We start from the raw sequence: 12,006 nt of genomic DNA, 5'->3' as shown, positions 1-12,006 counted from the left end.
GCCGCCCTACGATCGAGGCATGAGTGCCGAGATCAGCGAAGAAGTGATCCAAAGGTTCCTGGTCGGGGGCCGCCTGGTGCAGATGCCCGCCAAACACGCGGTGCGCCTGGCGGTCCTCGACCGTGTCGCCCAGTCGTTCGAGATCGGGGTGCGCTACTCCGAGAAGGAGGTCAACGAGGTCCTCGTCGGTTTCTTCGACGACTACGCCGCCCTGCGCCGCTACCTCATCGATAATGACCTCTTGTCCAGGGAGGACGGGGTCTACTGGCGCAGTGGCGGCACCGTCTGAAACAGCGCGTCTCGGGTAATAAGGGGCCATGCGGGTGAGTCGATGGAGCGATCTCCGCCTGCGCCGTCCCTGGATCGACCACCACGTCCGCGCGGTCCTGCGGTTCGACCAGGCCGACGGCGGCCGCCTCTCGGCGGGCATGACCTACTACGCCTTCTTCGCGATCTTCGCGCTCGGCCTGCTCGCCTTCGTGATCATGGGCCACGTCTGGGACACCCCCGGCGCGCTGGCCCAGGTCGCCGACTACCTGGCCGACACCTTCCCCCGCCTCGACGTCGCGGCCCTGCGCGACGCCCGCGACACGGCCGGCTGGATCGCCCTGTTCGGCCTCCCGCTGACCGGCCTGTTCTGGGTCGACTCGATGCGGTCGTCCAGCCGCGCGGTGTGGGGCCTCAACGAATACCCCGGCCGCTTCCTCACTCGCTGGCTCATCGACCTGGGCGTGCTGGCGGCGCTGGGCCTGCTGCTCGCGGCGTCGCTGGCACTGTCGTTCGGCGCGCAGTCGGCGCTGCTGTGGGTGACCGGCCACACCGTCGGCCCCGACGCCCCGGTCGCCCGGTTCGCCCTCCAGGCCGCCGCGTTCGGCCTGGGCTTCGCGGTCAACCTGCTGCTGTCGGCCGCGCTGCTGACACTGGCGCCGAGACTGCGCCTGTCGCCGCGCCGCGTGATCGGCCCCGCCCTGATCATCACGGTGGGGCTGGAGGTGCTCAAGACCGCCGGGCAGCTCTACTTCAACCTGAGCTCGTCGAACCCGGCCTACACGGTGGTGGCCGGCGCGGTGGGCATGCTGCTGTTCCTGAAGCTCATGAACGTCCTGATCCTGTACGCCGCCGCCCACGCCGCGACCAGCCGCCACGGCACCGTGGTCGACCTCGCGACGGGCCGGCGCGTCAGGCCAGCCGCATCCAGCCCTGACCACGCTGCACCATCCCAGCCCGATTCGTGCGAATCCCTCTCGACGCCAGCTCAGTGATCAACCGCCCCGGATCCCGGGGCGTGATCGACGGCACGATCCGCGCGCCCACGTCGATCCACAGGGCCATCCGGCGGCGGGGGCGGTCCCGGTCGAGGTTGTACCAGTGCACGAAGTCGCCGGTACCCCACAACCGCCGGCTCCCGTTGGGCAGCGGAACCGCGTTGACCGCCCGGATGGCCCGCAGGGAGATGCTCTTGTCACCACCCCAGAGGTAGTACGTCCTGATGATCAGCTCGGTGTCCGTGCAGATCACCAGTCCGTCGTCATACATAATCCGAACATATACCCAGGTCAACGGGGGGACGCTCAGTCCCCGGGGGGACGACCCCCCGAGCCCCCCGCTGTCAGGGGGCTCCGCCCCCTCACGCTCCCCCCGGCCCGCTTCGCGGTCCCGGCGTCGCTGCGCTCCGGGGTCGCTGCCGCTCCCGCGCGAAGGGCTCCGCCCCTCGCCCTCCCCGGACAGGCCTCGCTCCGCTCGGAAGGCCGCTCGCTTCGCTCGAAACACCCTTCTTCCGTTACGGCTCCGCCTGGCCGGCCACCCGACCCCTGTTGTTCGATCGGGGCGAAGAAAAGGGCGCCCGGATCGCGGGCGCCCTTTTCTTTTTCTGGGTGGACGTTACGAGCGTGACCACTTCTGGTTGGAGGCGCCCGTGCAGTCCCACAGCTGGAGCTGTGCTCCGTTGGCGGTGTTGCGGCCGACGATGTCGACGCATCTGTTGGCGGCGACGTTCACCAGGTCACCCGCGCCCGACAGGGTGAACCGCTGGGCGGCGGTGCCGTTGCAGGTGTAGAGCTGGATCGGGGTGCCGTTCGCGGTGCCGGCCGCGGCGGCGTCCATGCACTTGCCCATCGCGCGGACCGTGCCGTCGGCGTTGATCGACCACTGCTGGGCGGCGGTGCCGTTGCAGTCGTACATCTGGAGCCTGGCGGCGTCGACCGGGTTGGCGGCGGGGATGTCGATGCACTTGCTGTTCAGGGCCGACCGCAGGTTGGCGCCGGTGCCGCCCCCGCCGTCGGGCTGCCAGGCCGAGACGCGGACGTAGTCGATCAGCATCGTCTGCGGGAACTGGGTGGTGCCGTCGGGGTAGCCCGGCCAGTAACCGCCGACCGCCACGTTCAGGATCATGAAGAACGGGTGGTCGAACACCCAGGCGTTGCCGCGCAGGCTGGAGGGCGTGACGCGGAAGTACTCCGAGCCGTCGAGGTACCAGATGATCAGGTTGGGCGACCAGTCGACGCGGTAGGTGTGGAAGGCGTCGGCGAGCGGAGCCCCGATCGAGCGGTTCCCGCCGACCGCGGTGCCGCCGGAGTAACCCGGCCCGTGGACGGTGCCGTAGACCGTGTTGGGCTGGTTGCCCACGTTCTCCATGATGTCGATCTCGCCGCCGTTGGGCCACGTGCCGCCGCCCAGCATCCAGAACGCCGGCCAGATGCCCTGCCCCCTGGGGATCTTGATCCGCGCCTCGAACCGGCCGTACGCCTGCGTGAACCGGTCGGCCGTCAGGATGCGGCCGGAGGTGTACTGGCAGGTCCCGTAGTGACACTGGAGGTTCGACGGGTTCTCCCGCCGGGCCGTGATCGCGAGGTTGCCCGCGCCGTCGTGGTAAACGTTGCGAGTCGAGTTCGTGTAGTACTGCTGCTCGTTGTTGCCCCAGCCGCCGCCGCCGATGTCGAACTTCCACTTGGACCCGTCGATCGACGTGCCCGCCGGGGCGTTGAACTCATCAGACCAGGTCACAGGCCCGATGGCGGCCTGGGCCTGCGGCATGGCCACCAGCCCGCTGACGAGCGTGGCGACTGCGGTTAACAGGGCGAGGAGCAGCATCGGTCGGCGCATGGGAGTCCTCCGGGTGCGCTTTACGGCTTAAATTAAGAGGATGTAACACCCGTGTCATCCACACTGTCAATAGGAAAGTTTACTTATAGAGTTGGGAGATCCCAGAGAAGCCGGTAGTACGCGACCCGCTCCGGGTCGGGGATGACCCCGTAGGCCTCGTAGACGAGCCCGTCATGGCCGGGGCCGAAGTTCCAATCCATGCTCCACGCCGCCACGGCGAGATCGGCCCATCGGTCGGCCACCCCGAGCGAGCCCAGGTCCACGTGGCCGGTGAACGAGCCGTCGGCGCCGATCAGGGTGTTGGGCACGCACGGGTCCCCGTGACAGACGACCAGCCGGTCGATCTCGGGCGGGCTGGAGGGCAGGGAGCGGTTCTCCTCGGTGACCCTGGCGAGGCGGGTGGAGACGCCCCAGTCGAACGGGCACTCCGCCACGGGGAGTGTGTCGTGGAGCGTTCTCAGGCCCTGGCCGACGGCCGCGGCGGCGACCTCCGGCGGGACGGGCCGCCGGGGATCGACGGGAGACAGGCCGGGCAGCGCCTCGGTGACCAGCCACGATCCCTGAGCGTCAGCACCCTGGCCGACGACACGGGGCACGCTCACCCACCGCGACGCCCACGAGAGACGCTCCGCCTCGGCCCGGAGGTCGAGCCCGGAAACGCCGGCCGGGGCCCACTTCACGTAGTGGTCACCGACGTGGAAGGTGAGGCCGCCAAGCCGGTTGCGCCAGACCGGGGTGACCGTCGCGCCCGCGGCGAGGGCTCGTACCGCCTCCGGGACCTCGACCTCGCCGGTCGGCGCCGCAGCGAGCGGCGGGCGGGTCATCCGGCGGACGAGCCGCGGGAGCCGTAGGCCGGGCCGAACACCACCAGGAGGGTCAGGTCTTCGGTCACGTCGGTGAAGCGGTGGTCTTCGCCGGCCGGGACGAAGATGACCGCGCCCGGGCCGACCTCCGCCTCGCCCGTCGGGGTCACGATGCGGGCGCGGCCCGTCGTCACGACGTAGATCTCGTCTTCGGTGTGAGGGCTCTGGTCGTCGACGCCGCCCGCCGGGATGCAGTAGGTGCCCACCGACAGGTCGGGGGTGCGGAGCTGCTCGGTCCAGTCGCCGTCCGCGCCCGCCCACACGCCGGCGCCTTCGATGATCCGCATGTCAGAAGGGGGCTTTCTGGACCTTGGTCCGGAAGTGGATCTCCTCGCCGTCCACGACGAAGCGGGCGTGCGCGACCCTGCCCTTCTTCGGGAACGTCGCCACGAACGACTCGGCCTTGACCAGGCGCTCCTGGCCGACGCTCTTGTCGTCGTCCTTGTCGAGGTAGAGGCGGACCTTGGTCCACGGGCCGGACGAGCCGTTGGCGAGCGAGACCACCACGCCGCCGGCCTCCTCGCGGGCCGACAGGCCGTAGGGGAGGCGCGGGTCGGCGCCGATCGACTCGTCGAGCAGGGCGTTGAGCTCCTCGACCAGCTTCGGGTGGCGGTCGGCCACGTTGTGGCGTTCGCCCCGGTCGCCGCGCAGGTCGTAGAGCTCGTTGCGGCCCTCGGGGCCGGCGCCGGCGATGTTCGGGTCGAAGCGGATCAGCTTCCAGTGGCCGCGCCGGATCGCCTGCATCTTCCGTGGACGGTTCCAGATCAGGAACGGGTGGCCGGCGTAGCGGTCGCCGGTCAGCAGGCCGCGGAAGGAGCGGCCGTCGAGGTGGGCGGGGGCGGGCAGGCCCGCGATGTCGGCCACCGTCGGCAGGATGTCCCACAACGCCACCGGGTCTTCGACGACCTTGGGGCTGAACGACGGGTTGTAGGCGATCATCGGGATGCGGATGCCGCCGTCGTACAGCTGGCGCTTGACGCCGCGGTAGGGGCCGTTGGAGTTGAAGATGTTCGGGTCGACGCCCTTCTCGTGGTGGGGGCCGTTGTCGGCCGTGAAGATCACGATGGTGTCGTCGGCCACGCCCGCCTGGCGCAGGGCCCGCAGGATGTCGCCCACGTGGGCGTCGAGCCGGGTCACCTGGGCGGCGTGGCGGCGGTTGGCCTTGGTCCAGGGCTTGTCGGCGTACTGGCCCGCATCGCCGGGGATCTCGCTCGGCGAGTGGGGCAGGATCGTGGCGAACTGGAGCAGGAACGGCTTGCCGTCCTTGGCCGACTCGTTGATGAACTTGACCGCGCGGTCGCGCAGGAAGTCGGGGCTGTACGTCGCCCCGTCGAAGGCCACCATCTCGCGGTTGTGCCACAGGTACGTCGGCCAGTACTGGTGGGCGTGGATGTGGGTGATGTAGCCGTAGAACTCGTCGTACCCGCGCACGTTCGGGTGGGAGTCCTGGTCGGGCTGCTCGGGCCCGAAGCCCCACTTGCCGATGAGGGCGGTGCGGTAACCGGCCAGCCGCGCGACCTCGGCGAACGTCAGGTCGCCCGGGTTCAGCGCACGCTGCGGGCCCCCTTCGGGGTTCTCCCGGACCGTTCCGTGACCGGTGTGCAGGCCGGTGAGCAGGGAGCAGCGCGAGGGCGCGCAGAGCGAGGAGCCCGCGAAGGCGTTGCGGAAGCGCACGCCCTGGGCCGCCATGCGGTCGAGGTTCGGCGTCGCGATGATCTGCTGGCCGTAGGGGCCGATCTCGCTCACGCCCAGATCGTCGGCGAGGATCAGGACGATGTTGCGCGGAGCGCGGGGACGCGCCTCCGCCGGCTGGGCCATGCTCGCGGAGGCCAGACCGGCGGCGAACACACCGCCGGTGCCCGCGAGGAATCCTCGCCTGGTAGTGGACAGCATTGATCCTTGGCTTCTGGTGAGGGCACGGGGAGCCGGGATTGCGGCCCGCCGTGCTGGAACGTACCGGATCTGATCTTTTCACGCCAGCTGTCGGGAAACCTCTAATCAAACCGGAACGGCGATGGCCGCCGGGTGGGGTTCCCGGCGGCCATCTGGTGACGCGTTATCCGACCTTGACGACCTTCGAGCTGTAGTTGCCCGTGCGGGTGGCGGGGTCGTAGTTCCGCTCCACGTTCCCGGCGATGTCGACCGAGAACCAGTTGACGGTGGTGTCCTTGTCGACGGTGATGTGCGCCGCGCCCTCGCGCATGCCGGCCTGCTCCAGCTTGGTGCTCTGGAGCGTCGGCTTGGCGCCGTCGAGGGTGTAGTACACGTTGGCCGCCTCGTTCACCGAGAAGGTGAAGGTCGCGGTCCCCGGACCGCTCGACACCTTGACCAGGCTGGAGGTGGGCCGCTTGCCGTCGTCGGCGAACTCGCTCGCGACCTTCAGGATGGCGATCTGGCCGTTGGCGAACTCCATGGCCTCCTGGTGCCCTTCGGCGAACGGCGGCTGGAAGCCGACGGGCTCGAAGCGCTTGGTCGTCGGGTTCCAGAGGTCGGCGCCGACCTCGAAGTCCCAGCCGATGATGCCGCGGTTGTACCAGTGCTCGTCGGCGCTGTTGCCGGCGGCCGAGTAGAGCACGTCCGGGACGGGGCCGGTGCGGCCCGGCCAGATGCCCGTGCCACGCCAGGACTGGACGGCCGAAAGGATCTCGGACGAGGCGTCCCAGAAGTAGTTCTCGGTGCCGAAGTCGACGCGCGGCAGCAGCTCACGGCCGGCCGCCTTGTAGGCGCCCGGAGGCCACATGAAGTAGCCGCCGTACGAGTGGGTGTTCATCGCGAACTTGATGTTCGGGAACTGGTGGGTCAGCCAGACCTCGTTCTTGGCCTCCGGCTCCGACAGCTCCGCCGGGCCGGCGAAGGTGTCGCTGGTGCAGGAGGACGAGGCGCCGCTGTAGCCGTCGGTGAGCGAACCGACGGAGAAGTTGCGGTTCAGGTCCACACCCCACGAGTTGCGGCGGCCGGGGTCGCCGTTGTTCTCGGGGCAGTGGTTGGTCATGTTGCGGCGCTGCGAGTTGAAGTCGTAGAAGCTGTAGTGCGCGCCGTCGGGGTTGGTGACCGGCAGGACGAAGATGTCGAGGTCGTCGACCAGGTCCTTGGTCGTGCGGTCGTGCGCGTAGTTGCGCAGCAGCCGCTCGGCGGTCTCCAGGCAGGTGATCGGGGTCACCCACTCGCGGGCGTGCTCCTGGCAGTACAGGAAGACGCCGGTCTTGGAGCCGTCGCGGTCGCGGCCGATCCGGATCGCCTTGGTCTGGAAGGGCTCGCGCGAGATGTTCGCCGGGGCCTTGAGGCCGTCGGTCAGCGCGGTCGTCGCGGCGGTGGGCGCCACGGCGGCGCCGGTGTTGGCGCGGTAGAGGCTGGCCTTCACCAGGGCCGCGGCGGGCGCGCTGGCGTTGACGGCGTCCACGACCTGCTTGGAGGTGCTGTTGACCGCGCCGGCGGCGTCGGTGCCGAGGCTGACCGAGATCGCCTTGCCGTTGACCGCGACGGACAGCGGGCTGCTCGCGCTGCCGGGGTTGGTCAGCGCGAAGGTGATGTCGTTGCCGCCCTCGTGGCCGTACACCTTGGAGCTCACGTAGAACGCGGACGCGCCGGTGCCGCCGAACTGCGCCTGGGCCAGGCGACGGTAGCCGTTGGTCTTGTACGGCAGGTCGACGATCTCGGCGATCTTCGGGAACTCGGCGGCGAGGCCGACGATGCGGTCGGTGATCTCCGTCGGGTCCATGTAGTGGTCGATGAAGTCCGAGACGTAGTGGGGGCTGGGCGCCTTCTGCGGCGCGCCGAGCCACTCCTTCACGTCGACCGTGACGGTGCCGCCGCGGTTGCTGGTGATCGTCACCTTCGAGGGAGCGGTGTTGATCGGCAGCGGCGAGTTGAAGCGGTGGTACATGTACTGGCCGGCGTCGGTGAAGCGGCTCATCGTGGCGGTGCCGCCCGAACCGGGCTCGGTGCCCGGTCCGTTGTCCCAGCTCACAGTGAGCACGGTCTCGGCGTCCACGGCGCTCGACTTGACCTCGACCGACAGGAAGCGCTGGTTGCCGGTGTTGGTGAACCACTCCGAGCGCAGCACGGTCAGCTTGTCGCTGTCGGCGGCCTCCGCCGCCGCGATGCGGGCGAGGGCCTGGCGCCGCTGCGCCTGGTTCTCGGCGACGTCGCTCTGGTCGGAGATGGTGCCGCGCAGGTCGAAGCCCTGGTCGCGGAGCGCCTGGGCCTCCTCCGGGCTGAGCACCGCGTGGACCTCGAGGCCCTCATCGACGGGCTTCTTGTACTCGGCGAGGTCGACGCCCAGCTCGTTCAGGCGGTCGACTCCCGCCTGGTCGGGAACGATGATGCGAATCAGCGCGACACCGTTCTGGTCGCCGGCGGGCTGCCGGTCCGCGGGGACCGCGCTGACCGGTGGCACCGGGTCGGCGAGGCTCGGCAGCGGGCTGAGCACCAGGGCGATGGGGATGGCGAGGCCGACCGCCAATCGGCGGCTCCTCCTTCGGGGAACGATCCTCACTGAAGTTCCTCCAGATGAGCGTGCCTGCCAGGCGAGGTTCTACCGGGCGGGAGAGGGCACGCAGAGTATTTTTGAAGTCTTCGCCCAAAAGATGATCACCGTCAAGCTGTCGAAACAACCGATTTGGGAAGTTTCGATAACTAAATGGTCTATACGGACATTGAGTGACAAATCGCTCAGGTATAGGCTTCGCGTCGTGGTCTTTCGCGTGACGTTCGTCTGCACCGGCAACATCTGCCGCTCCCCGATGGCCGAGCACATCCTCCGCCGCCACCTCGAAGACGCCGCCCTCGACGTCGAGGTCGACAGCTCCGGCACGCAGGGCTGGCACATCGGCAAACCCGCCGACCACCGCACGATCGCGGCCCTGCGCCGGGCGGGGTACACCAGCGCCCACAGCGCCCGCCAGTTCCGCGCCCTGTGGTTCGGCCGGTACGACCTGATCATCGCCCTCGACGGCGGACACCTGCGCGACCTGCGCTCCATGGCCCCGAGTGCGGCCGACCGGGAGAAAGTCCGGCTGCTCCGCGAATTCGACCCCGGCGCCGATTCCCCCGACGTCGCCGACCCCTATTACGGGGGCCGCGCCGACTTCGAGAAAGTGCGCGTCCAGATCGAGGCGGCGGCCCCCGGGCTCATCGCGGAGATAAAAACCCGGCTGACTTCCTAGGCAGTCAGATAGGTCGCCCAAGCCCCATAAAATGCCCGAAATGGGTGGGAGGCGGCTGTGACGTACGTGACCGATGGGGCCAGCGGGGTCGGCCGGAGCGTGCCGCCGCCCGAGCCGGGACGCCGGTCGCGGACCCCGCTGATCATCACCGGCCTGGTCGTCCTGGCGCTGGTCGGGGCCGTCGGCGGCCCGGCCGTGGCGTTCGCCGGGGAGTTGCCCCGCAACACCTTCGTCGCCGGGATCGACATCGGCGGCCTCGACCCGGCCCACGCCGAGGAGAGGCTGGCGGCCGAACTCGCCGCCCGCGCCGACCGGCCGATCACGGTCACGGCCGGCGGCAAGGAGACCGAGGTCAGCCCCGGCGACGCCGGGCTCGCCTTCGACCTCCAGGGCACCGTGGCCGCCGCGCAGGGCGGCGTGGTCGACTCGCTCCAGGCGCTGTTCGGGCGGCGGGAGGTCCCGCTGCGGCTCAAGGTGGACGAGGAGCGCCTGAAGGCCTCCGTCGCCGCCATCGCCGAGGGGGCCGACCGCCCGGCCCGCCAGGGCGGCATCCTCTACCGGGGCCTCACGCCCCGGGTCGTCACCCCCGCAAGCGGACGCGCCGTCGACCAGGCCGACGCCGCCGGGAAGCTCCGGCAGGCCTACCTCGACGGCGCCCAGGCCGTCTCCCTCCCGCTCGGCGTCGTCGAGCCGTACACGACGGCCGACGTGATGCGCCGCTTCGCCGCCTCCACCGCCAAGGAGGCGACCGGTGCGATCACGCTGACCAACGGCCGCCGGTCGGCCGAACTCTCCAGCGCCGTCGTCGCGGCCAACCTCCGCTTCCTGCCCGACGAGCAGGGCGAGTTACGGCCTGCCTTCAACGCCCGCAAGGCCCTGGCGGGGGTCGAGGAACGCCTGGTCGACGCGGCCAAGGCCCCCAAGGACGCCACCTTCAAAATCGTCAAGGGCAAGCCGGTGGTCGTGCCGTCGCAGACCGGCCAGGGGGTCGACGCGGCGGCGCTGAAGACCTCGGTCGAGGCGGTGGTGACGGGAGGCGGCAGCCGTACCGTCGAGGTGTCGTTCACCACCAGCGAGCCGGAACTGACGACGGAGAAGGCCAAGGCGCTCGGCATCAAGGAGAAGGTGTCGACGTACACCACCCATCACCCGTGCTGCGCCCCCCGGGTGACCAACATCCACACCATCGCCGACATCCTCGACCACCACCTGGTGATGCCGGGGGAGACCTTCTCCCTCAACGGCACCGTCGGCAAGCGTGACACCGCGCGCGGCTTCGTCCCGGCCCCCATGATCTCCAGCGGCCGGTTCGTGAACGACGTCGGCGGGGGCATCTCCCAGTTCGTGACGACCATGTTCAACGCGGTCTTCTTCGGCGGCTTCGAGGACGTCCAGCACATGGCGCACCAGTACTACATCTCCCGCTACCCGGCCGGGCGCGAGTCGACGGTGTCGTATCCGCAACCGGACTTCCGCTGGAAGAACGACTCCAAGTACGGGGTGCTGGTGACGACGTCGTACACCTCGACGTCGGTGACGGTGACGTTCTGGAGCACCAAGCGGTGGGACATCGAGGCGGAGAGCTCAGGGCCGTACAACGTGACCACGGCCCCGCCCATCACGGACTCGGGGCCCGACTGCCTGCCGATGGGGGGCGCGCAGGGCTTCTCGATCGACGTGACCCGGGTGTTCAAGAAGGACGGCAAGGAGGTCCGGCGCGAGAAGTTCCACACGGTCTACGACGCCGAACCGGTTCTCACCTGCGAGGACTGACGATCCCCGGACTGGGTTGAATCATTCTGAATCGCTATGCTCCCTGATGTCGCCGGTCAGGGCGTTGACGCCTGTCGTGGCCTCTGATTGAATCCGCATAGATCTGGGAGAAAATGAATCAACAGGATCGTTGGGGAGACGGTGCGGCCGATGCGTTCGAGGGAGACGGGAGCGAATCCCAGACCCGGCGACGCCGGCTCGCCGGCGAACTGCGTGGCCTGCGCGACCTGGCCGGTCTGTCGGGGCGGCAACTCGCCGACCTCATCCAGATCAGTCAGTCGAAGGTGTCGCGTATCGAATCTGGGGCGACGATCCCCTCCCTGCCGGAGGTTCGGCGCTGGGTGGAAGCCGTCCAGGCCCCCGCCGAGACACGCGACCGGCTGGCCGACCTGACCCAGGCCGTTGTGTACGAAGTGCACACCTGGCGCGGGGCGACGCGGGGCAAGGCCCACCTTCAGGACGACGTCCGGAGGCAGGAGTCCGAGGCCACGCTGGTGCGGAACTTCCAGTGCATGGTGGTGCCCGGCCTGCTTCAGACCGCGGCCTACGCGCGAGCGGTGTTCGGTCTGTACGAGCACCCGTACGGCAAGGGCGACCTCGCGGCGGCGACCGCCGGCCGCATACGACGACAGGAGGCGCTCTACGACGTGGACCGGCGCTTCGAGTTCCTGATCACCGAGAGCGCTCTGCGCGCCAGGCCGGGGCCGGCCAGCCTGTTGCCCGCCCAGCTCGACCGGATCGCCTCCGTGAGCACGCTCGAGACGGTCAGGATCGGGGTGATCCCCCAGAACGCCACCGCGTTGGTGATGCCGCTGCACGGGTTCGTCATCTACGGGGGCGATGACGATCCGGACGGCTCCGACGTCTACGTGGAGGTGGAGACCGACCACGCGCGGCTGACGATTTCCGACGCCGATGTCGAGCGCTATCGCAGGCGCTGGTCGCTGCTTGCGGAAATGGCCCTGTTCGGTGACGACGTCCGCGTTTTTCTGGGGAGGCTCGCCGCCGAAATGCAGAACGAAATCCGTAATGCGGAGAACATGGCTTTTTGAGGTAATTGATGGGGGTCCGGAGAGGGGGGCGGGGCCGCGCCTGGGTGGACG

The 12,006-nt window shown here is 69.4% G+C and carries 11 protein-coding genes; 5 read left to right on the top strand and 6 right to left on the bottom strand.

What is annotated here, in order from left to right; genetic code table 11:
* Positions 1-19: 19 nt before the first annotated feature.
* Complete coding sequence (locus QSK34_RS09430) at positions 20-289, top strand: DUF2087 domain-containing protein (protein WP_285582279.1); 270 nt, start codon at positions 20-22, stop codon at positions 287-289.
* Between the two features lie 34 nt (positions 290-323).
* Positions 324-1,262, top strand: a complete 939-nt coding sequence (locus QSK34_RS09425; protein WP_285582278.1) for a YihY/virulence factor BrkB family protein — start codon at positions 324-326, stop codon at positions 1,260-1,262.
* Here the strand turns inward: QSK34_RS09425 and QSK34_RS09420 are convergent.
* From QSK34_RS09420 to QSK34_RS09395, 6 genes are all read right to left on the bottom strand, one after another.
* Positions 1,180-1,536, bottom strand: a complete 357-nt coding sequence (locus tag QSK34_RS09420) for a hypothetical protein (protein WP_285582277.1) — start codon at positions 1,534-1,536, stop codon at positions 1,180-1,182. The genes QSK34_RS09425 and QSK34_RS09420 overlap by 83 nt on opposite strands.
* 345 nt (positions 1,537-1,881) lie before the next feature.
* Complete coding sequence (locus QSK34_RS09415) at positions 1,882-3,102, bottom strand: RICIN domain-containing protein (protein ID WP_285582276.1); 1,221 nt, start codon at positions 3,100-3,102, stop codon at positions 1,882-1,884.
* Positions 3,103-3,185: 83 nt separating this feature from the next.
* Complete coding sequence (locus QSK34_RS09410; RefSeq protein ID WP_285582275.1) at positions 3,186-3,926, bottom strand: aminoglycoside 3'-phosphotransferase; 741 nt, start codon at positions 3,924-3,926, stop codon at positions 3,186-3,188.
* The gene (locus QSK34_RS09405) at positions 3,923-4,252 is read right to left on the bottom strand and encodes a cupin domain-containing protein (RefSeq protein ID WP_285582274.1); all 330 of its coding nucleotides are present in this window, start codon (positions 4,250-4,252) and stop codon (positions 3,923-3,925) included. The genes QSK34_RS09410 and QSK34_RS09405 overlap by 4 nt, the downstream gene beginning before the upstream one ends.
* 1 nt (position 4,253) lies before the next feature.
* The gene (locus QSK34_RS09400; RefSeq protein ID WP_285582273.1) at positions 4,254-5,858 is read right to left on the bottom strand and encodes an arylsulfatase; all 1,605 of its coding nucleotides are present in this window, start codon (positions 5,856-5,858) and stop codon (positions 4,254-4,256) included.
* 163 nt (positions 5,859-6,021) lie between these two features.
* Positions 6,022-8,427: a M14 family zinc carboxypeptidase gene (locus QSK34_RS09395; RefSeq protein ID WP_285582259.1), complete on the bottom strand. Its 2,406-nt coding sequence runs from the start codon at positions 8,425-8,427 to the stop codon at positions 6,022-6,024.
* 229 nt (positions 8,428-8,656) lie between these two features.
* On the opposite strand from QSK34_RS09395, the gene QSK34_RS09390 reads away from it, so the two are divergent.
* The 3 genes from QSK34_RS09390 (at position 8,657) to QSK34_RS09380 (ending at position 11,955) form a co-directional block, all read left to right on the top strand.
* The gene (locus QSK34_RS09390) at positions 8,657-9,130 is read left to right on the top strand and encodes a low molecular weight protein-tyrosine-phosphatase (protein WP_285582258.1); all 474 of its coding nucleotides are present in this window, start codon (positions 8,657-8,659) and stop codon (positions 9,128-9,130) included.
* A gap of 57 nt (positions 9,131-9,187) precedes the next feature.
* A complete protein-coding gene (locus QSK34_RS09385; protein ID WP_285582256.1) occupies positions 9,188-10,903 on the top strand; it encodes a VanW family protein in 1,716 nt (571 codons plus the stop codon).
* 113 nt (positions 10,904-11,016) lie between these two features.
* Positions 11,017-11,955, top strand: a complete 939-nt coding sequence (locus tag QSK34_RS09380) for a helix-turn-helix domain-containing protein (protein WP_285582254.1) — start codon at positions 11,017-11,019, stop codon at positions 11,953-11,955.
* Positions 11,956-12,006 lie beyond the last annotated feature (51 nt).

This window comes from Herbidospora sp. NBRC 101105 (genome assembly GCF_030269205.1).
Taxonomy (GTDB): domain Bacteria; phylum Actinomycetota; class Actinomycetes; order Streptosporangiales; family Streptosporangiaceae; genus Herbidospora; species Herbidospora solisilvae.
Note: the sequence above shows the minus strand (reverse complement) of the source record. Positions and strands in the feature narration are given on the sequence as shown.